At 65.2% G+C, this 24,571-nt stretch carries 27 protein-coding genes; 17 read left to right on the forward strand and 10 right to left on the reverse strand.

What is annotated here, in order from left to right; all coding sequences use genetic code 11:
- The first annotated feature begins 175 nt into the window (after nucleotides 1-175).
- The 3 genes from DEU38_RS08615 (at nucleotide 176) to DEU38_RS08620 (ending at nucleotide 2,483) form a co-directional block, all read left to right on the forward strand.
- Nucleotides 176-1,507 carry a glycosyltransferase 87 family protein gene (locus DEU38_RS08615; RefSeq protein WP_114720069.1) on the forward strand — a complete coding sequence of 444 codons (1,332 nt, stop codon included), beginning with the start codon at nucleotides 176-178 and terminating at the stop codon, nucleotides 1,505-1,507.
- A gap of 69 nt (nucleotides 1,508-1,576) precedes the next feature.
- Nucleotides 1,577-1,765 carry a hypothetical protein gene (locus DEU38_RS28035; protein ID WP_147283485.1) on the forward strand — a complete coding sequence of 63 codons (189 nt, stop codon included), beginning with the start codon at nucleotides 1,577-1,579 and terminating at the stop codon, nucleotides 1,763-1,765.
- 97 nt (nucleotides 1,766-1,862) lie between these two features.
- Complete coding sequence (locus DEU38_RS08620) at nucleotides 1,863-2,483, forward strand: hypothetical protein (RefSeq protein WP_114720071.1); 621 nt, start codon at nucleotides 1,863-1,865, stop codon at nucleotides 2,481-2,483.
- 140 nt (nucleotides 2,484-2,623) lie between these two features.
- Here DEU38_RS08620 and DEU38_RS08625 read toward each other — a convergent pair whose 3' ends face one another.
- Complete coding sequence (locus DEU38_RS08625; RefSeq protein ID WP_220181891.1) at nucleotides 2,624-3,640, reverse strand: methyltransferase; 1,017 nt, start codon at nucleotides 3,638-3,640, stop codon at nucleotides 2,624-2,626.
- Nucleotides 3,641-3,828: 188 nt separating this feature from the next.
- Between DEU38_RS08625 and DEU38_RS08630 the strand changes: the two genes are divergently transcribed.
- Complete coding sequence (locus tag DEU38_RS08630; RefSeq protein WP_114720075.1) at nucleotides 3,829-4,275, forward strand: DUF4362 domain-containing protein; 447 nt, start codon at nucleotides 3,829-3,831, stop codon at nucleotides 4,273-4,275.
- Nucleotides 4,276-4,735: 460 nt separating this feature from the next.
- Here DEU38_RS08630 and DEU38_RS08635 read toward each other — a convergent pair whose 3' ends face one another.
- Nucleotides 4,736-6,466 carry an APC family permease gene (locus DEU38_RS08635; RefSeq protein WP_114720077.1) on the reverse strand — a complete coding sequence of 577 codons (1,731 nt, stop codon included), beginning with the start codon at nucleotides 6,464-6,466 and terminating at the stop codon, nucleotides 4,736-4,738.
- Nucleotides 6,467-7,740: 1,274 nt separating this feature from the next.
- Here DEU38_RS08635 and DEU38_RS08640 point away from each other — a divergent pair.
- The 3 genes from DEU38_RS08640 to DEU38_RS08645 all read left to right on the forward strand — a co-directional run bounded on the left by DEU38_RS08640 (nucleotide 7,741) and on the right by DEU38_RS08645 (nucleotide 9,928).
- Complete coding sequence (locus DEU38_RS08640; protein WP_114720436.1) at nucleotides 7,741-8,982, forward strand: acyl-CoA desaturase; 1,242 nt, start codon at nucleotides 7,741-7,743, stop codon at nucleotides 8,980-8,982.
- Nucleotides 8,983-9,292: 310 nt separating this feature from the next.
- Nucleotides 9,293-9,475 carry a hypothetical protein gene (locus DEU38_RS28040; protein WP_147283486.1) on the forward strand — a complete coding sequence of 61 codons (183 nt, stop codon included), beginning with the start codon at nucleotides 9,293-9,295 and terminating at the stop codon, nucleotides 9,473-9,475.
- 249 nt (nucleotides 9,476-9,724) lie between these two features.
- Nucleotides 9,725-9,928: a cold-shock protein gene (locus DEU38_RS08645; RefSeq protein ID WP_114720079.1), complete on the forward strand. Its 204-nt coding sequence runs from the start codon at nucleotides 9,725-9,727 to the stop codon at nucleotides 9,926-9,928.
- Nucleotides 9,929-10,014: 86 nt separating this feature from the next.
- Here the strand turns inward: DEU38_RS08645 and DEU38_RS08650 are convergent, their stop codons facing one another.
- The gene (locus DEU38_RS08650; RefSeq protein ID WP_114720081.1) at nucleotides 10,015-10,341 is read right to left on the reverse strand and encodes a MerR family transcriptional regulator; all 327 of its coding nucleotides are present in this window, start codon (nucleotides 10,339-10,341) and stop codon (nucleotides 10,015-10,017) included.
- Nucleotides 10,342-10,487: 146 nt separating this feature from the next.
- Entirely contained in the window at nucleotides 10,488-10,715 is a 228-nt protein-coding gene (locus DEU38_RS08655) for a hypothetical protein (protein WP_147283487.1), read from the reverse strand.
- A gap of 619 nt (nucleotides 10,716-11,334) precedes the next feature.
- Between DEU38_RS08655 and DEU38_RS08660 the strand changes: the two genes are divergently transcribed.
- From DEU38_RS08660 to DEU38_RS08680, 5 genes are all read left to right on the forward strand, one after another.
- Complete coding sequence (locus DEU38_RS08660) at nucleotides 11,335-11,739, forward strand: MerR family transcriptional regulator (protein WP_114720085.1); 405 nt, start codon at nucleotides 11,335-11,337, stop codon at nucleotides 11,737-11,739.
- Between the two features lie 503 nt (nucleotides 11,740-12,242).
- Nucleotides 12,243-12,776, forward strand: coding sequence for a hypothetical protein (locus DEU38_RS29665; RefSeq protein ID WP_181818711.1), 534 nt, complete (start codon nucleotides 12,243-12,245; stop codon nucleotides 12,774-12,776).
- A 47-nt stretch (nucleotides 12,777-12,823) separates the two neighbouring features.
- Nucleotides 12,824-13,579, forward strand: coding sequence for a hypothetical protein (locus DEU38_RS08670; RefSeq protein ID WP_114720087.1), 756 nt, complete (start codon nucleotides 12,824-12,826; stop codon nucleotides 13,577-13,579).
- Nucleotides 13,576-14,379, forward strand: coding sequence for a hypothetical protein (locus DEU38_RS08675; protein ID WP_114720089.1), 804 nt, complete (start codon nucleotides 13,576-13,578; stop codon nucleotides 14,377-14,379). The genes DEU38_RS08670 and DEU38_RS08675 overlap by 4 nt, the downstream gene beginning before the upstream one ends.
- Nucleotides 14,380-14,519: 140 nt before the next feature.
- On the forward strand, nucleotides 14,520-15,206 hold the full coding sequence (locus DEU38_RS08680) for a polymer-forming cytoskeletal protein (RefSeq protein WP_114720091.1): 687 nt from the start codon (nucleotides 14,520-14,522) through the stop codon (nucleotides 15,204-15,206).
- 7 nt (nucleotides 15,207-15,213) lie between these two features.
- On the opposite strand, the gene DEU38_RS08685 is transcribed toward DEU38_RS08680, so the two are convergent.
- Nucleotides 15,214-15,648: a hypothetical protein gene (locus DEU38_RS08685; RefSeq protein ID WP_147283489.1), complete on the reverse strand. Its 435-nt coding sequence runs from the start codon at nucleotides 15,646-15,648 to the stop codon at nucleotides 15,214-15,216.
- A gap of 805 nt (nucleotides 15,649-16,453) precedes the next feature.
- Here DEU38_RS08685 and DEU38_RS29070 point away from each other — a divergent pair.
- Complete coding sequence (locus tag DEU38_RS29070; RefSeq protein WP_258557744.1) at nucleotides 16,454-16,669, forward strand: hypothetical protein; 216 nt, start codon at nucleotides 16,454-16,456, stop codon at nucleotides 16,667-16,669.
- Nucleotides 16,670-17,070: 401 nt separating this feature from the next.
- Nucleotides 17,071-17,727 carry a hypothetical protein gene (locus tag DEU38_RS08700; RefSeq protein ID WP_114720099.1) on the forward strand — a complete coding sequence of 219 codons (657 nt, stop codon included), beginning with the start codon at nucleotides 17,071-17,073 and terminating at the stop codon, nucleotides 17,725-17,727.
- 307 nt (nucleotides 17,728-18,034) lie between these two features.
- Here DEU38_RS08700 and DEU38_RS08705 read toward each other — a convergent pair whose 3' ends face one another.
- Nucleotides 18,035-18,718, reverse strand: a complete 684-nt coding sequence (locus tag DEU38_RS08705; protein ID WP_114720101.1) for a hypothetical protein — start codon at nucleotides 18,716-18,718, stop codon at nucleotides 18,035-18,037.
- Nucleotides 18,719-18,731: 13 nt separating this feature from the next.
- Nucleotides 18,732-19,316, reverse strand: a complete 585-nt coding sequence (locus DEU38_RS08710) for a TetR/AcrR family transcriptional regulator (protein ID WP_114720103.1) — start codon at nucleotides 19,314-19,316, stop codon at nucleotides 18,732-18,734.
- A gap of 243 nt (nucleotides 19,317-19,559) precedes the next feature.
- Here DEU38_RS08710 and DEU38_RS08715 point away from each other — a divergent pair, with 243 nt between their 5' ends.
- The 3 genes from DEU38_RS08715 to DEU38_RS08725 all read left to right on the forward strand — a co-directional run bounded on the left by DEU38_RS08715 (nucleotide 19,560) and on the right by DEU38_RS08725 (nucleotide 20,598).
- Nucleotides 19,560-19,886, forward strand: coding sequence for a PadR family transcriptional regulator (locus DEU38_RS08715; protein WP_114720105.1), 327 nt, complete (start codon nucleotides 19,560-19,562; stop codon nucleotides 19,884-19,886).
- Nucleotides 19,887-19,897: 11 nt separating this feature from the next.
- Entirely contained in the window at nucleotides 19,898-20,236 is a 339-nt protein-coding gene (locus DEU38_RS08720; protein ID WP_220181892.1) for a hypothetical protein, read from the forward strand.
- Nucleotides 20,237-20,340: 104 nt separating this feature from the next.
- Nucleotides 20,341-20,598 carry a hypothetical protein gene (locus tag DEU38_RS08725; protein WP_114720107.1) on the forward strand — a complete coding sequence of 86 codons (258 nt, stop codon included), beginning with the start codon at nucleotides 20,341-20,343 and terminating at the stop codon, nucleotides 20,596-20,598.
- A gap of 412 nt (nucleotides 20,599-21,010) precedes the next feature.
- Here the strand turns inward: DEU38_RS08725 and dnaB are convergent, their stop codons facing one another.
- The 3 genes from dnaB to rpsR form a co-directional block, all read right to left on the reverse strand.
- Nucleotides 21,011-23,329: a replicative DNA helicase gene (gene dnaB, locus DEU38_RS08730; protein WP_114720440.1), complete on the reverse strand. Its 2,319-nt coding sequence runs from the start codon at nucleotides 23,327-23,329 to the stop codon at nucleotides 21,011-21,013.
- 510 nt (nucleotides 23,330-23,839) lie between these two features.
- Nucleotides 23,840-24,295 carry a 50S ribosomal protein L9 gene (gene rplI, locus DEU38_RS08735; RefSeq protein WP_114720109.1) on the reverse strand — a complete coding sequence of 152 codons (456 nt, stop codon included), beginning with the start codon at nucleotides 24,293-24,295 and terminating at the stop codon, nucleotides 23,840-23,842.
- 17 nt (nucleotides 24,296-24,312) lie between these two features.
- Nucleotides 24,313-24,555: a 30S ribosomal protein S18 gene (rpsR, locus tag DEU38_RS08740; protein ID WP_114720111.1), complete on the reverse strand. Its 243-nt coding sequence runs from the start codon at nucleotides 24,553-24,555 to the stop codon at nucleotides 24,313-24,315.
- Nucleotides 24,556-24,571: the final 16 nt, after the last annotated feature.

Below are 24,571 nucleotides of genomic sequence, written 5' to 3' on the forward strand. Positions count from 1 at the left end.
TCATCCCCCATGGCCGACGACCATTCAAACTGCTGTGACGGTACCGCACAAAGCCTTAACCGCATCGGCCCAGCGCTGGACCCGGTCCACCTTTCATACCGCCCGGAAGGTTACTTTGGTTTGGCGTCGTCTTCGCAGAAGGGCTGAGGCGGAGTCCGGGGAGGGACTGTTCATCATGCATGGCGACACCAGAGATCGACTGGCATCGGATTCCGATGTCACCGAGACACAAAGCGATCGACGATTCCCCGCAGGATGGCCGACACTCGGGGTCATCGCACTGATCACGACCACGACGACAGTGCTGCTGTTCACCACGGTCAACCCGTGGATGCCGTACACGGGACTGTTCATGGGTGGCATTGACCTGGACGTGTACCGCGATGGTGCCCGCCATGTCATGGCCGGTCTGCCGCTTTACACCGAACCGGTCATTCACGGCCTGCTCTACACCTACACGCCGTTCTCGGCGCTGATATTTACTCCGTTCGAACTGCTGCCGGACGACGTCGACAAGTACATCTGGATGGGTCTCAACGCCTTCCTGTTGGCCCTCATCGTCGCGCTTTGTTGGCGGATCCTCGGCTACCGCATCAACTCTCACTTGGTCGCGGTCTCAGCATTGCTCGCGGTCGCGTGCGTGTTCTTCGAACCGGTGCGAACGACGTTTTACTTCGGGCAGATCAATCTGGTGTTGATGGCGCTGGTGCTCTGGGACACCTCCCGCGGCGAGCAGAGCAGGCTCAAGGGCGTTGGCGTGGGCATCGCGGCGGGAATCAAGCTGACGCCGGCGTACTTCGTGCTCTACTACCTGGCGCTTCGTCAATGGCGCGCTGCCACAGTCGCAACCGTCACCATCGCCGTGACGATAGGGGTCAGCTGGGCTGTGCTGCCGAGAGATTCGTGGCAGTACTGGACGGAGACCTTCTTCGATTCCACCCGCATCGCGGACGAGGGGCACGCGGCGAACCAGTCGCTGCGCGGGGCGCTCGTCCGGATCATCGGCGAGCCCGCACCCACTTGGCTGTGGCTGCTGCTCGCAGCACTCGTCATCGCCGTGAGCATGTGGGTGGTGATCCGACTTCACCGCGGCGGCGAACCCCTGCTCGCGGTCACCGTCACCGGCCTCACAGCCGCTGTGGTGTCGCCGTTCTCGTGGAGCCACCACTGGGTGTGGTTCGTGCCGCTGCTCGTTTACCTCGCGCATCGGACGCTGACGAACGCGTGGTGGTGGCTCGGAGTGCTCGCGCTGTTCGGGATGGCTGGGTCGTGGTCGTACTGGTTCCCTGACGACAGGGTCGTCGTCGGCCTGTACCTGTTTCCGTCCACATGGATTCCGTGGAGTGTGCTCGTGAACCTCTACGTCCTGGCCTACGCAGCAATTCTGGCCGGCGCGGCTGTCATCGCACTCCAACTACCACGGGATCGTGCGCCGCGAAGGCATACTCTGCCGGGAGGCACATCGCTGCCGACCACGGTGTCCGCCAACGCTGAAACAATGTCGTAACGCACACCCGATAGACAGTGCGACACCCACTCGGTGTCCGCGAATTCGAATAGAAGGGACGGAGATTCGATGGGTTCTCTCGGTATGATCTTCGACGGCGTCGCCGTGAACGACCTCCTCGTCACTGCCAGCGCGGTGGTCGCATTGGCCCCCTTCGACCTGGCATTCCACGGAATCGGAGAGTTGCTCGGATTTCCTCATGACGTCGTCAACGGTGCCTGGAGATCAATCCTTCAGGGACTCATCGACCTATCCTGAGTGGGACACTGACGGCGCGACAAGGCGCCACAGCCGGGCAACTGTCAGTGCTGCCGTACCCTCACACGGCCCCCTCCTCGTCGATATCGTCGACACGATGAAGATGAGGGACGTCGGCATCGTCGTTCTGGCAGCTAGCCTCACGACCGCCGGGTTGGTCTACCTGCACGAACGGCCGCCGGACCGACCCGCCGCGGCGCAGGTGGTCGGGGAGGTGACTTGCCTGGACCCCGGCATGTTCCCCGGGCACTTCCCACCCCCCTTGCCGCAGAGCTTCACACCGCCTCGATCAGGCACGGTCCCCGACGGTTTCCATCCGGTGGCCGTCGTGACGTGCGACTTCGCCTCGGGCCGAACCTACTTCGGCGCAGACGGACAGAATCCCGCCGGGGAGGCATTGGTCGTGAACGAAGTACGGCGCGAGGGCGACCTCGGCGAGCTGCTCGGTGCAATGGCCGCACGCTCAGATCCGCAGGCGTGGGGGATCGAGGCGTGGTGGGGTGGCAAACCGGGCCGAGGACCCACCGACTACCGTTGCACCCCCGGCACGACATGCGCGCTGCTGTGGCTGGTCGACCGAGATGGTCGAGCCATCCGCCCGTCGATTCCAGTCGACCGTTCCGGAGCGGACAAGGTCGATGGCCGCTACGCTATCGCCCGCCTGCCTGTCGTCAGCCGCATCGAGCACCGCCTCGATGTCCCCACCACGACCGGTTGATCCTGGCGCGCCGGCACCTTCACGCGTACTCGCTTCGGATTCAGACGCCGCACCGGATCCCCGATCTCCATGCCACCGTCAACCATCAGAACCGCGCCATCTAACGCTGAAAGTCGCAGATCCAGCGAACCCACAGCGGTTCATCCGTCGGTTTGCGGCGCGACGCTGAACTCCACCGCGATACGTCCGTCCGCCACTGGGACCGAGGTGTGGAACTCGAGTCCACAGTGGGCGGCAAGCTCGATCAGCTCGTCGACCGTCCTCTCCTTGCCTCCGAAACACATCAGCATGAACAGGTCCATGCCTGTGCCGACGCCGTGCCCTCGTACCGGCTCGACAACCACCACTGAGCCGCTCGGGGTTGCCGCCCGCCTGCACTCGGTCAGGATCTTCCGGGCGTGCTCGTCGTCCCAGTCGTGGAGGATGTCGGAGAGCAGGTAGGCGCCCGCTCCCGCGGGTAACGGGTCGAAGAAGCTGCCGGAAATGGCGCTCGCCCGATCCCCGAGTCCGCCGGCAGCGAACCGTTCGGCGGCCGCGGTCGCCGTGGGCGCCAGGTCCAGGACCCGGCCCTTGACGCCGGGATGGGCGTGCAGAATTTCGCTGAGCAGCTGCCCGTCTCCGCCGCCGACGTCGACGATGTCGGGAAAGCGGCTCCAGTTCAAGCTCTTCGCGATCTCCGGCGCCTGTTCGCGGAACCGCCAGTTCATCTGGGCGTCGAAGGTGCGCCGCAGTCTCGGCTCGGCGTCGAGATCCGCCCAGAAGTCGTGGCCGTACCGGTGCGGATAGGAGGGTGCGCCTGTGGTGACCGTTTCGAGAAGATCGACGAAGGCGAGTTCGGCGCGACCGCCTGCGCAGGTGATGTCGAGCAGGGGTTTGACCCCTTCCGGGGCGTCCTCGCTCATCTGGGCACCGAGGCGCGTGGGCCGGTAACGGGCGGGCTCGGCATCGAGACCGAAGACGCCGATCGTGACCAGGTGGTCGAGCAGGCGTCGCAGTGCCTGTGTCTCCGTTCCGGTTGCAGTGGCGAGTTGCTCTGCCGTTGACCCCTCGGTGCCTGCGTGTTCGACCAGGCTCAGGGTCGCCGCTACTCGGATCGCCATGGGTGTGGCCAGATCAGCCAGCGCCATGATCGACGGTGTTGCCGCTGGTTTGTCCACGGCACAAACCTACTCATGCCGGCGCACCTCCCAGTGAGAAGTGTCCTGTTTGACGATCGACGAACGGGACACTTGTTCGAGAGCTGCGGAATGGAGTGTGACCTTCAGGGATAGATGGCGGTGATTCTTCAGACGCAAGTGGCGGGCGCCGAGCGCCTAGGCGTCGATGCTGCATCTAATCTGTCGTCATGAGGGCGGGGAAGACGCAGGTAGCGATGCGGTGTGTCCCCTTCGCCATTCTTCTCGCCACCGTCGCCGCGCTTGTCTACTTCAGCCAAGAGCGTCCGTCCACGCCGACGCCGGCCGAAATCATCTGGCGCTCCGCACTGCCGGGTTGCGGCGCCGCGGCGCCGCGCCCGGGGACCGAGTCGCAGGAGCCATTCACCCCGGCGGTGATCGATTGCCTGTCGGGAGGCAGAGAACGCAGTGGCGGCGAGTTCGCGCTCACTTCGTATACGACCGAGGGCGACCCCATCGTGTACTACCTGCGTACCGCGCCCGGCACGAATGACGTCGAGGTGCTGGTCGACTCGTCTCAGGACAAGTTCGGAGGCGGGCCTGGCTGGCGCAGAATCACCTGCACAATCGCCGAACTCTCACCTGACCTGCTGCGCGACTGCATGTCCAGGTACTGAGCACCACGGTGCGGAAGATGTGGGCCCCCGTGATGTCGCACGGTGAAGTTCTGGTCCGCAACCACCGTCGAGGATGGGCAGTTCGAGATCGGGCACGGTCACTGATGGTTCCGCATGGGTGGGCGCCGATAAGTGTAGTTATCGCACCCAAACCGGAAAGCGCCTGGCCGTGCGGTATTCGTGTCCCGGTCGGTCATTACTGTTGTCTCTACCGGAGTTGTCCGGCAGCGTGGAGACCGTGCCGACCCGGATAGCAGTGCAGGTTGCCTGCGTTGCAGCGCTGGTGTCGGTGGGAACGATGCTCCTGCTGGTTGGCGCGTACGGATCCGGGTCGCTGTGCCTGTTCGGCGCGGTCTTCTGGTTCTGGCGCCTGTACCGCGACGCTGTGTGAGTGGAGCGGTCCTCTCTCGCGCCACCGCGACATCTACAGTGCCCGGATCGAACGATGTGAAGGCCGGCGTCATGCGCGCAGCGCCGGGTTGTGGATTGGCGCGACGTGGAAAGTGATCCGACAGACGACGGCGTCGGTGTCCTTCCGCAACCGATGTGCGATCTCGTCGGCTCGGTGCGAGGGAAGAAACTGGTGCCACGTCGTGGCGGGATCGATGGTGGCGATCACCACGAAGGTAGGCCGGCGACCCGACAGGTGTCTGTGGATGTAGTGGGCGAGTGATCCTCCTACGGAGTGGCCAATCTCCTCGATCAGAATCAATCGCACATCTGGATAACGCTTCTGCCATGCTCGTTGCAGTTCCTGTACCGCCTGCGGTCGGGAGCACACGTGGATAGCCACGGGCTCGGCAGTCATGGCGGAAGCCACCGACAGCGCCCGTCGTGTCAACTCGTTGACACCCGAGACCGGCACCAGCACGGTGGCACGGTCGGCGGGGGCCGACTGTGGCATGGTCTGCACCGAAGCGGTGGTGAGTTGTTCGCTGATGTGACTGTAGGCGGCACGTACGCGTTCCATGCCGGCCACCAGCAGGGGCAGCGCGAGAACGATCAGCCACGCCCCCTCGGTGAACTTCATCCCCGCAGTGACAAGCGCCGCGGTCCCGGTCAAGACGGCGCCGACCGCGTTGAGCGTGGCTCGCCACGCCCACCCTGTGCTGCGAACCTCGCGCCAGTGCCGAACCATGCCGACTTGAGCGATTGTGAAGCCGACGAACACCCCGATCGCGAACAGCGGGACGAGGGCGTTCATGTTGCCGCCGGACCCGATCAGGAGCAGTCCAGCTGCGATCCCGAGTGCGACGACGCCATACCCGTACACGTCGCGTTGGTTTCGACGGGAGAACCGGTGCGGTAAAGCGTTGTCGTCAGCCAAAATTCGCATCAGCGTCGGCAGGCCACCGTAGGACGTGTTCGCGGCCAGCGCCAGCAGTATCACGGTCGCGAACTGGACGACGTAGAAGCCGACACCGTTCCCGAGCGCGGCAGCAGTCACTTGCGAGAGGACAGTCGCGTTCGTCACCGGGACGATGGAGAACTTCTCGATGAGCACCGCTAGGCCCAGCAGCATCACCCCAAGGAGCACCCCCAGAGTGACCTCGGCCCGCTGCGCGTTGGCGACCCGAGGTCTACGGAAGCTGGGGACCGCGTTGGCGATCGCCTCGACCCCTGTCAGCGCAGCACACCCACTTGAGAACGCCTTCAGCAGCAGAAGCACACCAATGGTCTGAGACTGCAGCACCAACTGCTCCTGACTCAGAACGCTCGCCGGTTCGGACCGCCACAACCCCACGATGATCACGGTGAAGATACCGGCGACGAACACGATGGTCGGGGCCATGAACGTGCGCGCGGAGTCCGCGATGCCCCGCAGGTTCAATGCGGTGATACCGGCGAGAATCGCCAGGACGATCCACAGCGTGTAGGGCGCAAGACCCGGGAACGCCGACGTGAGCGCGGCGACTCCCGCGGCGATCGACACCGCGACATTGAGTACGTAGTCGACGATCAACGACGCGGCGGCCGTCAGCGCAGCTCTGTCACCGAGGCGGCGGCGCGCGACGGCATACGCGCCACCCCCGGCGGGAAACGCGGCGATGACTTGCCGATAGGACGCCACCAACACGGCAAGAAGCACTGCAATCGCCGCGGTCACAGGAAGTGTGAAACCGAGCCCGACACCGCCCGCAGCAGCCAGAACCAGGACAATCGCCTCGGGGCCGTACGACACCGATGCCATCGCGTCGAGAGACAGGCCGGCCAGACCCGTAGCGACGGACAGCTTGCGCTTGCCCTCGCCACCATCCGCGGTACCCGTACGGAGTCCGCCTGCCCTGGTGCGACCCGCGTGAACTCGGCGATCCTGCACAAACACGGGCCTCACCGGACACCCCCGGACCGGCGTCGGGACAACGGCGCCCGGTCACTGGCGTGTTCCTTGGCCGCCACATCACCGCGCTGCGAACCGAAACGGTCTACCGGGGTCGCGTCAGCGCTCCCGATTGCTACGGGCGCCGTGCGAGTGACCACTGCCCGGTCGCAGCCATCCCAGCGCGCATTGGCGCGGCGGAATATCAGGGCAATCAACAAGAACGACACGACCACCAGGATCGAAGCGAGTGACTCACTCACGGCATGGCTCCCGCACGAGACAAGCGAAATGGACAAGACCAAGCTTCGGCGGACAGCGGCGGTCGACGAAGAGCCCGGACGCATTCTTGGCGGTATCCATACGCCACCGCGCCCAATGCGTTCGCTGTCGCGTGCATGAGCGGCTCCGTCCAAACCTGGGCCTGGGGATCAAGGCGAGCCTCGGCTCGAAGCAACTCGATGCGCAGATCGGCCGTGTATTCGAGCATTCTGCGAGGGCAGAAGGATGGCCCCCGCGCAGAGGCGGCTTGGAGAACGAGATCGTGCGGATCCTGGCCGAACGGTGGGGTCAGGCGACTGGCCCTACCGAGATGGTGGGGCCACAGCAGCTTGCCGCGATCTCGAACGCTCACGACGCCGCCGCCGCCGTGGTCGTCGGATCCCGCGGACGCTCCGCAAACTCAGGTCACCGTCGCCAGTGCCGATGAGCGCTTTCACCTATCCGTGCAGCAGTCCAGGTGCTCGAGCCGCTCGGTTGGATCGACCCCGGCATCCAAGAATGGGTTCGCACCCGCAGCAACGTTCCGGCTCTACTCCGCGCCCGACCTCGCTGACCGCGGGTGTTCGGATGCGGTTCGGCAGCCGCGGGGGATCTGTCAGCGGCAGGTGATTCGCTCGCTTTCCGGCCATGCCGGGCGATCCGGGGGCGGCGGAACAGAGCCCGTCGAGGAGCGAGCGCATCCGGGCCGTGTCTTTCTGCTGCCGGTGCTGCGTTCTGGGGTGTGACTCGGGTGCGTGCCGCTTGGTGTGACGTCGGTTCGGTCGCACCGCAGTCGAGGCCCGATTTCTCATATCCTTGTACTCAGTGACCTGCGTCGACAGTCGACGCCGGTGAATCGATCTACCCCAATGGAGGACCCCTGGGTGGCCATCACCAACATCAACGAGTTCGCTCATCTCACCGACGCCGACGTCGACGCCCTCGGACGCGAGTTGGATGCGATCCGTCGCGACGTCGAAGAGTCCCGGGGCCTACGCGATGCCCGCTACATCCGGCGGGTCATCCGCCTGCAACGCTCCCTCGAACTCGGCGGGCGCGCAGTGCTCTTCGGCAGCCGACGCAAGCCCGCGTGGGTTCTCGGCACGGCGATGCTCTCGCTGGCGAAGATCATCGAGAACATGGAGCTCGGGCACAACGTGATGCACGGCCAGTGGGACTGGATGAACGATCCGGAGATCCACTCCACGACATGGGAGTGGGACCAGACCGGGCCGTCCGAGCACTGGAAGCGCGCCCACAACTACGCGCACCACACCTACACCAACATCGTCGGGATGGACGACGACGTGGGATTCGGCATCCTGCGGATGACCCGGGACGAGAAGTGGCGGCCGATCAACCTGCTGCAGCCGATCGCGAACGTGATCTTGGCGGCGACGTTCGAGTGGGGCATCGCGCTGCACGACCTCGAGGCGCAGCAAAAGCGCGAGGGCGTCGACCCGATGCGGTGGAACTCGGGGCCCCACAAGCAGTTCGCAGTCAAGATCGCACGTCAGGTCGGTAAGGACTTCGTGCTGTTCCCGGCGCTGTCGGGCCGGGCGTGGAAGCACACGCTGGCAGCGAACGCGACGGCGAACCTGGTCCGCAATCTGTGGGCGTACGCGGTGATCTTCTGCGGACACTTCCCGGACGGTGCCGAGAAGTTCACCGCCGAGCAGTTCGAGAACGAGACCCGCGCCCAGTGGTACCTGCGACAGATGCTCGGCAGCGCGAACATCGACGCCGGCCCGATCATGGGATTTTTGACCGGGAACCTCAGCTACCAGATCGAGCACCACCTGTTCCCCGACCTGCCGTCCAACCGGTACCCCGAGATCGCGGTGCGGGTGCGCGCGCTGTGCGCCAAATACGACCTGCCCTACACCACCGGTCCACTGACCCGGCAGTACCTGCTGGCGCTACGCACGATCCACAAGCTCGCACTGCCGGACCGGTTCCTCACACGGACCTCCGACGATGCCCCCGAGACGTCGTCGGAGCACAAGTTCCATGCCACCGGTTCGCGGATCGACGCCGACACCGGGCGCCGCCGCGGGCTGGCCTCGGCGCTGCGGGCGCACGCCGAGGCCCGCGTAAAAGCACGCAGGTTCACCCGCGGGAAGTGATGGGGGCCGGGAAGCGCCGGCAGGTCCGGCGAGGATCCCGGCCTCCTTCCGAGGTGGCGCGGAGGACAGAAGTTCGTGGCCGGCTGCCGGTTCTTCGGGCGAGCCGTACAGTGGGGGAAGGCGCCCGGAGACTTGCTTGTTCCCGCGCCGACCTCTTCACACCCCAGACAGTGGTGATCGAGCACACGAGTCAGCCGCGGCGTATACCTGCGTCGGCGGCGGGGCCATCGACATCCTCGCGCGGAGGTGCGCCCGGTCGACCGGGCGCCCGCCGCTTTCGTGCGATACCAACAGATAAAAGGGACACGCCGTGAACAGCAAGCATGATCCGGTAAACGGACGACTTTTCTACGATCCGCGGGCCGAAGCGGAGGGCGAGAGCGGCGCGAACCACACGGCCACCGAAAAGCTCACCAGTATCGCCACCACTGCTTCTCGCCCGGTGTCGAGAAGCAGCGAGGAGATCCATCGCGCACTCTTCAGCGCCCAATAGTCTTCTGCGGCAACACTTTTCGTCATCTCTATCGCGTCCGACCATAGCGGCGTTCCGGCCGAATGCGGGACTTCCCGTCGAATGTGTGATTGACTGTGTTTGGTCGTAGTTTTTGTTCGCGTTTTGCCACGCTCGCAAATCCTTGTTGCGGGCGGATGGATCTCCTGTTCAGGAATCGCCGTCGTGTGATACCGGCCCAGCCCTACCCATTTTCGGTAGAGCTGTTGAGCATGACAAGAGGAGAAATACATGGCAGAGGGCACCGTGAAGTGGTTCAACTCCGAGAAGGGGTTCGGCTTCATCGCACCTTCGGACGGTTCCGCTGACGTCTTCGCGCACTACTCGGAGATTCAGAGCGGCGGGTTCCGCAACCTCGAAGAGAACCAGCAGGTGCGGTTCGATATCGGCCAGGGCGCCAAGGGCCCCCAGGCGACCGGCATCACCGTAATCTGATCCACCCCGCTTTCCCCTCGCGGGGATGTGAGGCAGCGTCGGGCCCCGCCCCCCTATGCAGGGGGCGGGGCCCGACGTGTTTCGCGTTATCGGGAAAACTCCAGCTGCGCAGCCGAATTCGCGAGGAGCGCGTTTTCCTCGATCAGACGTGCGCGGGTGTCTTCGAGTTCGAGGATGCGGGCGATGCCGGTGAGGTTGACCCCCAACCCGACGAGCTCCCTGATCCGTTCGAGGCGCCGCAGGTCGTTCGGGCTGTAGCGGCGGGTTCCCCCCACCGTGCGGTCCGGCGAGATCAGGCCCCGCCGCTCGTACAGCCGCAGAGTCTGCAGGCCCACCCCGGACAGCTCCGAGGTAACCGAGATGCCGTACACGCCACGACTCGAGCGATCCGTCGAAACCGTGTCCGGCGTCACCGTGCCCTCCGCATCGATCGTTGTTGCAGCTTCAATCACCCGACACCTGACACGATAGACCGCCCACGCGGGGACTGCCCGGCTCCAGGCGTGCACCGAACCCGAGCCACCGCCGCGTCGCCGAACCTTGTGGGGCGAAGCGTCGTTCAGGGGTGAACGACCCCGTGCAGGTTCTCCACGGCCCGCGCCACGGCGGCCAACTCCGCTCGTGCGGAGTTCATCGCGGCAGCACGACTGAGCGGGACCGCCCGCACCCCGTAATCCCCGGCCGGCCGGCGTCTGCCTGTTCGGGTCACCCGTTCCCGCTCATCGTGCACGCGCTGCCGATCCGCATATACGCGGCGCCAGAACGCTGCATCGAGGGTGAGGGGCATGGGTTCCATTCTGCCAGTGAGCGGTTCACCGAAGCGAACCGGAGGCGGATATCCGCGGTCCGCCCCTGACTCCGCGGATACGCCACCGCCGGAACCGCTTTCGATGCCGTGACCTGCACATTCGCGCGGGTGACGACTGTCACAGAAAGTCTGTAGCGGCGACTGTAGACAATCCTGATTGCCCGTTGTACTGTTCCTCTTGTCGATACAGAAGGATCCGAGAAGGCAGGTAGAGGACGAACTACCTGCATGAAGGAAAGAACTGGTGAGTAGGGCGGGACGCGTCGAGAAGGTGTGTTGATGTGTTTGTTGAAGGACTCGATGCGTCCCGCCGTCTACCGGGCAGCTAGATCGCCTCGGTAGAGAAATGCAGGGAATGGGTAGTTGCAGGACCTGCGGCGCCGGTGAGTTGGGTGCCGCATCCGGGGTGGTAGCGAGATCGCTGCCCCGGAACGTCGAAGGAAGATCCCCACTTGGGAGGTGGTGCACGGTCAGCTGTTACACGATCGCGTCCCGTCCGCCGAGGCGGGGAACAGGTAAGAATGCCGGCCTGATGGCCGGTCTGGGTAAGTAGATCCCCTCGGGCCCCGGCGCCGTACAGGCGCCGGGGCCCACGTCCGTGCATACGAAAGGCGTCACGCACATTCCGCCGAACCCAAATAGCAGCAGCCCGAACGCCAGCGGCCCTGGAGACAAGTTCGACGACGAGGACTTCCCGGCCTACAGCATGGGCCGGGCCGCCGAACTCCTCGGTGTCACCCAAGCCTTCCTCCGTAGCCTCGACACCGCGAAACTGATCACCCCGCTGCGATCCGAAGGCGGCCACCGCCGCTACTCCCGGTACCAGCTCCGCATCGCCGCCCGTGCCCGCGAACTGATCGACCAGGGCACCCCGATCGAGGCCGCCTGCCGCATCATCATCCTCGAAGACCAACTCGCCGAAGCCCAACGCCTCAACACCGAACTCCGCCAGGCGCAACAACACTCGGGCCAGGCTGAGCCCCCGGCGGATACCACCGACTGAGCATGGCCGGTGACACATGAACGTACTGATGGGGCCATCCGGGAGATTGCTCTGACCGACGTCACCGTTCTTCCGCACCGGCTCGAGGAACCTCGGTGCATGGGCAGCGCCGGATGTCGGTGGGGGCGTTTAGCCTGCAGCTGTGATGCTGCGTGACACCGATGGCGGTGCTGATCCGAGTCTGGCGCCGGTAGCGACAACTCGCGCCTCGGCCGCGCCGGTGGCATTGGCGGCCGAATCCGCTGCGCTGGTCAGCCGGGCGGTAGGGGTATCGAAGGCGGAGAACACCCGGCGGGCGTACGTGTCGGATTGACGGCGGTTCGACCGCTGGTGCGCAGCCCAGGGACATGGGGTGTTGCCGGCGGATCCGCTGGTGGTGGCCGCGTACCTCGCCGAGGCCGCGGAGCTGCGGGACGAGGCCGGTGGACGAGCGTATGCACCGGCGACGTTGACGCGGTGGGTCGCGGCGATCGGACACCGCCACCGCGCCGGGGTCGGCGGAGGTGGTCGCGGCGACACTGTCGGGGATCCGCCGCACCTACGCCGCGGCCGGGGACCGCCCGCCGAAGCGGGTCGCGCCGTTGTTGGCCGAGGATGTGGTCGCGATCGTCGCCGCCGCCCGCCAGCCCGCGAGCGGGTGGGCGGGCCAGGTGTACGAGCGGCGGGACAGCGCCGTGTTGTTGATGGGGTTCGCGGGCGCGTTCCGGCGGTCGGAGCTCGCCGGCCTCCAGATCGGCGATATCACCCGGCACCGGCACGACGGCCTGCATGTGCGGCTGCGGAAGTCGAAAACCGACCAGGACGGCGCCGGCACCATCCGCGCCCTGCCGTACACGGACTCACCCCGCTCGTGCCCGCCGTGCGCGTATCTGCGGTGGCTGCAGGTCGTCGCCGCCTTCGATACCGGCGGCCGGCCGGCGGCGCGATCAACTGGCACCACGACCACGCCGGACTGCTGGCGCCGGGCCGCTCGGCCACCATCCGCGATCAGCTCGATGAACGGCGCGCCGACCGCCTCCGGCAGGCGAGTGATCTGATCTGGCAACAGATCCCACAGCTACCCACCGACGGGTGGCCGCAGGGGTTGTTCGGACACCGCGACGCCGCCCTACTCCTGATCGCCGCCGCCGGTGTGCCGCTGCAACAGATCACCAGCCTGCAGCGCCGCAACCTCACCTGCGACGGCGAGACACTGGTCGTCGACACCGGCCGCTACCGATACCGGCTCGACCCCACCACCAGCGACCCCGCGCTGACTCCGGCGGCCGTGTACCGCAGGTGGACCCAGGTTCTCGCGTTCACCGACCGCCACCCCAGTACCCGCACCCTCGCCGCACAGCTGACCCGCGGGCACCTACCCGACACTGGCGACGACCAGACGTGCGATGGGCTGGTGTTCACCTCGATCGACCGCTGGCGCTACCTACCGCTACCCCCACAACCGCTGACCGCGGGCTCGATCGCCGCGATCGTCCGCCAACACCTGACCGGCACCGCCCCCTCCCACACACTCCCGCCCCGGCGGCCACGACCAGCACCGGCTGCGGCCGATCTCGCCCCACCGCCGGAGCCGCCACCGCTGTCGGATGAGTACTACGACCGCGGCACCGCCGCGCGCCGCGATGCGCTCACCGCCCTCGCTGATGTCGGGGACGTTCTCGACGATGTCGAAGCTCGCGCCGACGCCCTGCTCGAACAGACCCTGGCGATGATCGAGAACTGGCAACTGCCGGACGCGATCTCTACGACCGAGAAGTCCTTTCTCGCGCACTTATTCCTTCCCGAAGACGGATCGAAGCACGTGCCAACGCCGCACGCCGCTTCGAGAACTGGCGGGTGAGCCCCAGCCTCCCCGAGCCGGGAAGTTCAATCACACTGGACGACACCGGTTTCTCAGAGATCCTCACGAAGAACGTCACCTCGCAGCCAGTCCTGCACCACGCGTTGTTCCCCGCGATGAGCGCTGCCGAGAACCTGACTACAGTGGTCAACCTGGTCGATCAATGGGATGCGACAGGCAAACTTCGAACTGTCTCGATCGTCACTCTCTGCAGATCAGCGTTGGAGTCGGCCTCGCGCGCTGTTTGGATCTTGTCCGACGAAGACCGCGAGGAACGCCGAAGCAGAGCCCTGAGGGTCACCAAAGATGAAGTACTGGCCCAGAAGAAATACGTCGAGGAGCAGATCAAGCGCATCGACGCGGGAAGGATCTCGGCCGCAGTTGGTGAGCGCGCCGAGCTCGAAGAAGCACTGAGCGCAGCAAAGGCCGTTCTCGACGGGCTCGCCGACGTGAAGCACGCACTCAAGTTCGACCAGACGATCGAGCGAGCCGCGCTGTGGATTGACGAGAATATGGCTACCCCTTCGGTCAAACCGATGGCGGATCTGTCGAAGTCGATGTACGCGATTGCATCGGGGATCGCACACGGTTACACGTGGACGACCAACTACCTACACGGCCCGACTAATCTGTCCGACATCGTGGCCGACTTCCTCTACGCGGCAACGACAACCACGGAGGCGGCTGTGGCTTTGTACGAGGCTCAGGCATCAGCCAGTGGCACGATCGCCACGAACTGCCCGCCCCACCTTCGTGACGTCGCCGAACGGTTCCACCGCGCGGCCGCCACTCACGCCTGAAGAATCACCGCCATCTATCTCTGAAGGTCACAGGAATGGAGGCCCAGGGGGAGAATGTTCATCGCCAGCACCCTCATGCCAGCGATGCCCTCTTGTGCCCCGTTTGAGCGTGTGGACGGAGACCAGAAGCGAAGGACGACATGACCGGGAAGCACTTCGAGCTGACCGACGAAACACGAAACTACTTCGGCCACAACCTGCACCGCATCCGTGCCACACGCGACATGCCACCGCGCGGCGTCCGTAAGGGCGACGTCGGAGGATGGGTTGAACACGAGCGCAACGTGTCCGGGGACGCGTGGGTGTCCGGCGACGCGAGGGTGTTTGGCGACGCGGAGATGTCAGGCAACGCGGAGGCCTCAGATAACGCGGGGGTGTCCGGCAATGCGGCGGTCTCAGGCAACGCGAGGGTGCACGGCGACGCGAGGATATACGGCGACGCCGAGGTGTACGGCAACGCCAGCGTGTACGGCAACGCGGACGTGTCCGGCGATGCGAGGGTATCCGGCCGCGCGGAGGTGCACGGTCGAGCAACCGTGGCCGAGCGCCAGGACATCCTCGTCGTCGACCCCATCGGCTCTCAGTCCGTCGCCGCGACTCTCACCCGTACCGCTGACGGCCACAACCTATCGGTCGGGTGTTGGCATGGCGGCACCATCGACACGTTGCCTGCCGAGGTAGATCGGCGCTCACAGACGTGGCCGGGAACAGCGGGGGATCATGCCCGCTGGCGCGCCGAGTACGAGGCATTTACGGTGCTGTGCCGGGCGCGCATCGCTGGATGGAAGTGTACGGATGGAGCCCCTGCTACTGACTGTCCTGTTTGACGATCGGTCAATCGGACGATCCCGGAGCGAACTGCGCCGCATCGATCGAGATGTCGGCGATCTCTATCCCGAACTCCGGGTATGCGACGTTGAAGATGAGCCGCCCCTTGGCTGGTACGGGGCTGAGGAAATAGGTGGCAGCGAACTCGACCTTGCCGTCGCTGGTCCGTCTGCAGTGATCGCTTCCGACGGCCAGCCAGGGTGTGTTCGGGTCCTCGGGGAAGTCGGACGGGCTCGAGGAGTTTGAGAGGATCGCACCGCCGTACAGGCCGTACTGGCCGCGCTGGGGGTCGACGGCGACGATCAGCCGGACGCGGTGTGGCTGGCCAGGTTTGATCCGGGAGCCGAGGTTCATCGCGTCGGAGCCTGAAGGAATGCCCTGGCCGGGGTGAAGATCCGGTACGCGGGCGATCAGCTGGAAGGCGATTCCGGAGGCGTACACATTGAATCGGCCAACGTGAAGGTCAATGCCTTGCTTCGTTTTGAGTGGGATATCCAGATCCGGCGAAAGAAGGACGAGTTCCTGTTGATCCGGGTGTCTCCGAGAATCCGGTAGTACTCGGTGCCCGACCGGTCGTCGAGTCTGTAGTTCGCGATCCTCGCGGTCGAGTTCTGCCAGCAGCTCCTGCTCGGGAACCTCCTCGCCGGCGAGCCGCAGAATTCTCGCGCTCCATTTCAGGTGCGCGGTCCACTCCTTCGGCGGCGGGCCGACGTAGGCGAAGTTGACGCGTCTCGGTCCGGTCATGTCAGTGAGTCAACCACCTCGCTACGGCTGTCCTGTTTGACATCAGTTATGGACACGGGTTTCGGAACACACGTCGGCTCTGGTCGCTTGGTGTGACTTTCAGCGATAAGTGGCGCTGTTCTGACGGCCGAAGGTGGCGGAGCTATTGCAGCTACGCTCGTCGACGCCGGATGGACTCGACCAGGTGATTCATGGTCGGGGTCACCCGGTGCGGACGTAGGCTGACAGCATCCTTCGGCCGGCGCCGGGTGTTCGTGACCGGGAGCGGGCCACCAGGCAGGGAGGTCCGTCGATGAGACCACGTCACCGTCTACGCCGAGCATCCATCGTCGCCGGAGCCGGCGCTGTACTGCTTCTCGCGGCACACCCAGCCGCCGCCGCACCGACCGACACTGTCTTCCCCATTCCCGTCGCCGCCCTCGGTCTCAGCGTCGGTTCGAGCGAACTCCCGAGGTCGGGCTACACCTACGTGACCGCCACTACCGATACTGACACTCCGGGAGTGACCCGTTTGGGGCCGTACATCGGTGTCCACGTCCACTGGCGAAACATCTCCACCGGTGCAGCGGGTGTCGCATACCTCGGCAACCGCGACGGCACACTGGTCGAGACCGGTTCCGGGCCGGTGGTCGCCGTGGCCACGGTGCCCCAGCCCGATGGGATCTTCTTCCTGATAGTCGTCAGCACACCCGGCGCCGGTGTCTGGACGGTCCCCTGACCGACTCGGCAGCCGCACCCGGACCGCACCCGGACCGTAGCTGGAGCTGCTTGAGGCGTTGAGCGGGGGCCTCACCGGCGTGGCCGCACCGCCGACGCCGGCACACTCCCAGGCTGTTCGCCGACCACGGCCCAGCAGCGGATCGAGGGAACGTCGAGGCTGCCGTACGGGTTTCCGAACGGCGCTGGGTTGATCTGGAACGGAACGATGACCGCGGCGGAGGCGATGGCTGCCGGGGCCAGAACCGAACCGGAGCTTTCGACGCAGCGCCAGGGTGTCCTGTTTGACGATCGCTGAGCAGGCCGCCCGCCGCATGCCCTAGGCGTGGGACGTCGATGCAGCCGTGGAGAGCGCCGGGCGCCGCTACGCTCGCGGACGCAGGACGGACTCAAGGGAGCTCGGTGACGAAGATCAGCAGGACAAGAGGGATCCAGGTCGACGGCGGGTGGAGTGTCGACTCCAATGCGTTCGTCGACGAGCACTACAACGCACAGGAGGTGCCGTTCGATGACACCGTGCTGTTCACCGCGGTGAACAGCATCACCGGCGAGACGGTTTCCCTCTCCTACGAGAACGCAGCCATCGGCTACTCGCTCGAGCAGATTCTGCTGTCGAGATCGTTGGGCCGATGGATGTACGACGAAGACAGGAGTGTCCGCACGACGATCGCAGCCGGCCACGACATCGAGGCCATCTATGGCCTGCTCCCCCGGTTCCTCAACCCACTCAACAAGGACCTGATTCCTCTCCGGCTCTCCAGTTGGACGGTTGTCGTCAACAATCTGACTGAAACAGAAGCTGCGCACCACGACGTGGAACTGGTCTTCTCGGCGACTCGTGGGAAGCTCTTCATCGACGTCACTTACACCCGGATCGAAGATCGGCCGTACTGCGTCTACATGGGGATGTCGAAGCATCCCTACACCGAACTCACCTACAAGCTCGACAAGCCGACGACGACGCGGAAGGTGATCCACCTGAACGAGGTGGACGCTGTTGCCGCGTTGATCGACGATTTACTGACGGGACTCGAGCCCTTCTATGCGAGCGTCGGCTGACCATGGACGCCCCGGGCATGCCCCGGGCATGGCACTTTGACCTCGCCGGGCGCCTTGTCGCGCAGTCCCGTCCAGCTCGGATGACGAAGGCTCCGCCGGTATGCTCGCGGTACTCCGCCTCTCATACCAGTAGCGATTCCACCCATGCACGCCCCGGATTCGCGGCCTCAACGTGCGTCCTGTTTGACGATCGGCCTGCGCGACACGAAGAGTGCTGAACACGGAAGGACACCATGGCAGTCCATGGGGGCCTTCCGGGGAAGATGTCGGGTGGTCGTCGCCTTATGTTGCCCGAGTATGGAGGCATCTAAGTCACGCGTCGGTATTCCTGGTGTTTTTTGCGGTCCCGGACGGTGAGGCCCTGTTTCTGGAGACGACGATGGACGTCGGCCGCGGTGTCGGGTTCTTCGTCGGATATGGCTTTTCGGCGTTGGCGAAGAAGGGCGTGGGTCTCTTCGTCGAGGTCGGGGTGCCCGTCGATCCAGCGGGTGAACGTGCCTTCATGTGGATTGGTGTCGGTCCAGGGATAGCCATGTGTGGTGAACGCGGCGACGATCGCCCGGGCGTTCAGGTCGTCGGCGCCCCGTCGTGCAAGTTCGCGCTCCGTCGAGTCGATGAGGACCAGGTCCTTGCCGTCGCGGAACACCGCGCGCACCTTTGATCGAGGAACATACAGTTCGTCCTCGTCATTACTCAGAAGTGCACCGTCGGAATCGACAGTGACGATGAGGGATTCGCCGAGAACGCTGAGAGCGAGCGCGACGCCTGCAGCGACACCGAGGACTGTGAGGACGGGGACCGACCATGTGGTGCTGAGTTCGGCGAGTATTTCGACTGGTCCGGGTACGGCGGGCAGGGTGTTGACCGCCCAGCGAGACACCGGGGGTGCAGCGAAGCCGAGCCCGAAGCCCGCGAGGGTGCAGGCTATGCCAAGCATCCAGGGGACGGCACGGGAGATGGCCACTCTGGTTGCGTTGTCCGCCTCGGTCATGGGTTGTCCCTTCCTAATGTCCGGTGAGGTAGCGCAGAACGATCGTGCGGATGGTGTCGACCGGATTCACTGCATTGGGGTGGTCGGCATACAAGAACGCCGAATCGGTGACTGCCCGAATCCATGTCGCGGTTGCGACGGGGTCGAGCGCGGGGTCGATCCGGTCGCGCGCCCGACCCAGCAGGTGCGTCAGTCCCGCGTTCACGATGACGTCGTCCTCGTCGAGGATTTTGCCGAGGGCAGGATCGCGTCCTACCTGCCGGATTACCTCGACCACGAGTCCCGCTGCGGCGGGATCCCTGGAGGGGGCGACGAGTTCGGCCACCATGTCGAGAATGGCCGCGAGCGGATCGTCGGCGTCGCGGTAGCGGTCTACGAGTGCTCGTGAGTTCGGGAGATCCTGCTCGAAGATCGCCCGGAACGCTCCGCGTTTGTCGCCGAAATAGTGGAACACCGTCGCAGAGCTGACGCCAGCAGCCTTCGCGATTGCTGTCACAGGGGTGGCGTCGAAACCATGCTCGGCGAACAGTGCGGCCGCGGCGTCGGTGATTGCGGCGCGGCGTTGAGCTTGGAGGGCAGGGTCAGTAGTACGGGCCACGCCGCCAGAATAATAATTGATTGACGCATCAGTCAATTAATTTGTGGGGTTGATTGCTGAACGCACATCCTGGCCTTCAGTCAGCGTGTCTCATGGAGAGTGTTGGGTGCTGGTGTCCTGTTTGACGATCGTCTAGCAGGACGCCGATTTGGATGACCGGACCGTGTGACTTTCAGCGGTAAGTGGCACCAATTCTCCGTTGCGCCCCTAGCAGGTGCTCTATTACGTCGTACGATGCATCGCATGACGAAGCAAAGACGTAGTCGGGAGGGTCTGGCGCGGTTCGGCGAACCGGGTGCTCTGGTGCTGCTCGCACTCAGCGATGGGCCAAAACACGGCTACGCCATCACTGCCGACGTGAAGGAGCAGACCGGGATGCAACTGGGTCCGGGCACGCTCTACGGCTCGTTGAGCAAGCTCGTCGACCGCGGGCTGATCGTCGCACTGCCCAGCGAAGAGCGCCGGCGCCCGTACGAGATCACCCCGGCCGGGCGGGAGGCGCTGGCGGCGCACCTGGAGAGTTGGTCGCGCGTAGTGAGCACCGGAGGGAGGCGGCTGGGATGGGCATGAGGGATCTGCTCGTGGCACTGCACCCGAAGCCGTGGCGCGAGCGCTACGGCGAAGAGTTCCGCGCACTCCTCGACGACACCGACCTCACCCTGCGCACCCTGATCGACGTGGTCACCCACGCCGCCACCCAGCAGGTGCGGGCACGCTTGACACTGGTGCTGGTCATCGTGGCGATCGTGATGTCCGCCAGTGTCACCTACCTCGCGCGGCAGGCCGGACTGACGGACAACATCCTGTGGGCCCCCACTACACCGCGCCGAGCGCTGGCGCTGTCGGCCACCCTCGCTCCCTGGGCCGGGCTGCTGGTCCTCGCCTATCGCCGTCACCGCAAGCCGATTGGGAAGGACTGAGCTCGTGTTCATCGCCGTCATCTGCGCCTTTCTCGCGCTTGTGGTCTGCTCAGTGGTGTGTGGTCTCGCCGAGGTCCCGGCGCTGGGTCCTCAGAGCGGCCGCGATGCTTGTCGGTGGACTCCTGGCGATTTACCTGATTGCTCGGGGAATCGCTGAGTTCTTCATCATCGACTACTCCGATCCTGAGAGCTATGCGCAGGACTGGGGCGGCCCACACCTGCTGGGCGTCCTCGCCGTGCACTCTGGTCCCGGCCTGGTCATCCTGGGCGCGGCAGTTACCTACTTCCTTCGGCGCCGCACCCACCTGCGTGCCGCCGTCCAGCAGGCACAAGAGCATCGGTCCGCCGTGCGGCGGGTCTGAGGCCGTGCATCGAATACCGCGTCCCGACCGGCGATCGTCGGTCCTCGACGCTTCGAGCGGTCCAGCCATGGAAGCCGCCGCAGCAGGCCTGCCATCTTCAGCGACACAAACCGTGCCACTTACCGCTGAAAGTCACACAGTCCTGGTTACCCGTCCTGCTAGCTGATCCTGCAAGGGTTCCCTATCCAAGATTTCGGCATAGCGCCGAGTTCACTGCCACACCCAATGAACACACTCGATCGGTCGGACCCACGAGGACGAGGTCGCCGCGCCTCCCTCTCCTGCCTGGCACTCAGTGCCCACGCCCGTTACCGAAACGCGGCCAAAATGGACATATAGGCTGGAATCATGACAAGTGAGAGACATATAGGCCCGGAAATGGCCAACTAGATCCGGAACCTACAGGCAGGTCCTACCCCCGTGCCATGTCCACGAACCGCGACAGGTGCAGCTGGTGCGCGACAGTGATGGTCGCGGTCGGACCGCCACGGTGCTTGCCGAGGATGATGTCGGCCTCGCCGCCGCGCGGGTCGTCGCGCTCGAAGGCGTCAGGGCGGTGCAGCAGCATCACCATGTCGGCGTCCTGCTCGAGCGAGCCGGACTCACGCAGGTCGGAAACCTGCGGGCGCTTGTCCGTTCGCTGCTCGGGACCACGGTTGAGCTGACAGATCGCGACCACCGGCACCTCGAGTTCCTTCGCGAGCAGCTTGAGGCTTCGCGAGAACTCGGAGACTTCCTGCTGACGGGACTCGACCTTCTTGCCCGACGACATCAGCTGCAGGTAGTCGATCACGATCAGCTTGATGTCGTGCTTCTGCTTGAGCCGGCGCGCCTTGGCCCGGATCTCCATCATCGTCAGGTTGGGGGAGTCGTCGATGTACAGCGGGGCCTCGCTGATCTCGCTCATCCGCCGCGCCAACCGCGTCCAGTCGTCGTCGGTCATCTTGCCCGAGCGCATGTCCGAGAGCTTGATCTTCGCCTCCGCCGACAGCAGACGCATCACGATCTCGGTCTTGCTCATTTCCAGCGAGAAGATGACGCTGGCCATGCCGTGCTTGATGGAGCACGACCGCATGAAGTCCATACCGATCGTGGAATTGTGCGTCGGCACCATCGACCGGCCGGCCAGGTACAGGTGGTCGGCGTTGTCGACCTCGACGCACCGCACCGGAACCGAATCGATCTTGCGGACGTCGACGATGTAGCGCGAGCCGGACCGGGCCGTGCCGTGGCCGGCGCGACGCTCCTTGTGCAACAAAGCCTTCCGCGGCAGGCCGAACACCTCGTCGTCCGTCGCGAAGGTCAGTGTGAATGCGGTCGAGGACGCGTCGGTCCGGCCGTTCACCCGCTTGGTGCTCAGCTGGCAGCGGTAGCCGAGGCTGACGATCAGCTCCTCGACATCACGCACCAGTCGCTCACTGGTCACGCTGAACTGCACCGAGCCACCGTGGGTGACAGTGCCGTCGGTGTCCAGCAGTCCGGCGAGCACGGCCCGCCGCTGCGTCTCCGAGCCACGCAGGTACTGCACCGGAATGTGCTTGTTTCCCAACACTCCGAGAGTGCGCAGCCCGAAGGCCAACGTGTCCGAGGACAGGTCGTATTCGGCCTGCTCGCCCTCGATCCGCATGACGATCTCCGGATCGACAGACTCCGCATCGCCGAGCCATGCACCGAACGAGTACGGGGGGACGGCCAGATCCTGCGCCGGCAGCCGCAGTGGCCGCGTGTTCGTCACCGAATGCGCGCGCTCGCCGTCCAGACTTCGCAGGCTCGCTGCGATCTCGCCGGTGGTACGAACGGACTCATCGGCGAGGGTCTCCGTCAGCCACTGGTGCTGCTCGTCAGCGACCAGGACGGTGCCGTCGGAGAATTCCACCTCGTAGCAGGGGCGGTCGGTCATCACCTCGGTCGCGGCGACGACGGTGGTCGGCTTGCCGTGGGCGTCGATCAACTGGTCGCCGACGGCCACCTCGCCCATCGTCGTCCAACCGGTGGGCGTCGCGAGCGGGGTGTCGAGGGCGAGCGCCTTGCCCACGCCAGGCCGCGCCGCGACGATGATCATCTGACCGGGATGCAGGCCGTTGGTGACCTCGTCGAGCTCGGCGAATCCGGTGGGCACGCCGAGGGACAGGCCGCCGCGGCTGGCGATGGAGTCGATCTCGTCCATCGTGGGCTGCAGCAGCTCCTCGAGCGGCATGAAGTCCTCGGTGGTGCGACGCTCGGTGACCTCGAAGATCTCCGCCTGTGCACGGTCCACCACCTCGGCGACGTCCTGGCCGTCGGAGCCGGCGTAGCCGTACTGCACGATGCGGGTGCCGGCGTCGACCAGGCGGCGCAGCACCGACTTCTCGGCCACGATCTCCGCGTAGAAGGCGGCGTTGGCCGCGGTCGGCACCGTCTGGGTGAGCGTCACCAGATAGGGGGCGCCGCCGATGCGGCGCAGCTCGCCACGACGGTCCAGTTCGGCGGAGACCGTCACCGGGTCGGCCGGCTCGCCGCGGCTGTACAGGTCGAGGATCGCGTCGTACACCGACTGATGCGCGGGGCGGTAGAAATCGCCCGGCCGCAGGACCTCGAGCACGTCGGCGATCGCGTCCTTGCTCAGCAGCATGCCGCCCAGCACCGACTGCTCCGCGACCATGTCCTGCGGAGGCTGCCGACCGAACTCCTCGCTGGGCTCCTCCGGGGGTCCCGGGTACTCGGAATGACCACGATCATCTACAACCGCCAACGCGACCGCCTTCCCCGCACGAGGCTTTCGATCCCGTCCGAACAACTCGCCGGACGGCACCATTCACACTCTTTGTACCCGTATCCCCCGACAATCTGTCGCCGCCCCGCGGGTGGCTCGAGAGACACGCTCGGCCCGACGGTAGGGGTCTCGAGTACCCCATATCAAACCGGCCTGTGGACAGAGTTGTGGATGAAGTGGGGACGCGGAACCCTCGAGTGTTAACCGGCTGGAGAAAACTGGGGATAACCTGGGGATCGACGAATATCACACTCGACAATCCGCAGGTAGAAGTGGGTTTTTCTTTTCACAACCCTGTGGATGAAGGCCAGTTCGGCGTGTCGCCTAGGTTGACAACCCGGGCGTGTTGGGTAAACAGCCGCCCAATAGAGGTATGTCACAGGTCACAATATTGGCACCGGGTGGCGAATCTATCCACAGCCCGTCCCCAGCCGACGCGAAGGGCCCCGCCGACCGGAGTCCGCGGGGCCCTTCGAGAGAACGGGTCGACTATGCGCCGACGACGTTCAGGTGGAACTTGGCAGCAACCTCGGGGTGCAGGTTGACCACGATCTGGTGCTTGCCGGTGCTCTTGATGTGAGCCTTCGGCAGCTCCAGGCTGCGCTTGTCGACGACCGGGCCGCCGGCAGCCTTGATGGCGCCTGCAACGTCGGCCGCGGTGACGGAACCGAACAGCTTGCCCGAGTCACCGGCGGTCTTCACCGACAGCGACACACCCTCGAGACCCTCGATGGCAGCCTTGAGCTCCTTGGCGTGGTCGAGGCCACGGACCGCGCGCGCGTCCTGCGCACGACGGATGCCCTCGACCTGCTTCTGGGCGCCACGGGTGGCAACGATCGCCAGGCCGCGGGGGAGCAGGTAGTTACGGCCGTAGCCGTCCTTGACCTCAACGGTGTCGCCGGGCGCACCGAGGTTGTCCACGTCAGCGGTGAGGATCAGCTTCATGTCGTCCCTCCCTTTCCTTAGCGAGCCGTCGAGACGTAAGGCAGCAGGGCCACCTCACGCGAGTTCTTCACGGCAACGGCCACGTCGCGCTGGTGCTGAACGCAGTTGCCGGTGACACGGCGGGCGCGGATCTTGCCGCGGTCGCTGACGTACTTACGCAGCAGCGTCGTGTCCTTGTAGTTGATCTGCGTGTTCTTTTCCTTGCAGAACGTGCAGACCTTCTTCTTCATAACCTTGTCGCGCAGCGGCGGCTTCGGCATGTCTTTCTCCGTTTTC

The organism is Rhodococcus sp. AG1013 (genome assembly GCF_003350365.1).
Taxonomy (GTDB): domain Bacteria; phylum Actinomycetota; class Actinomycetes; order Mycobacteriales; family Mycobacteriaceae; genus Prescottella.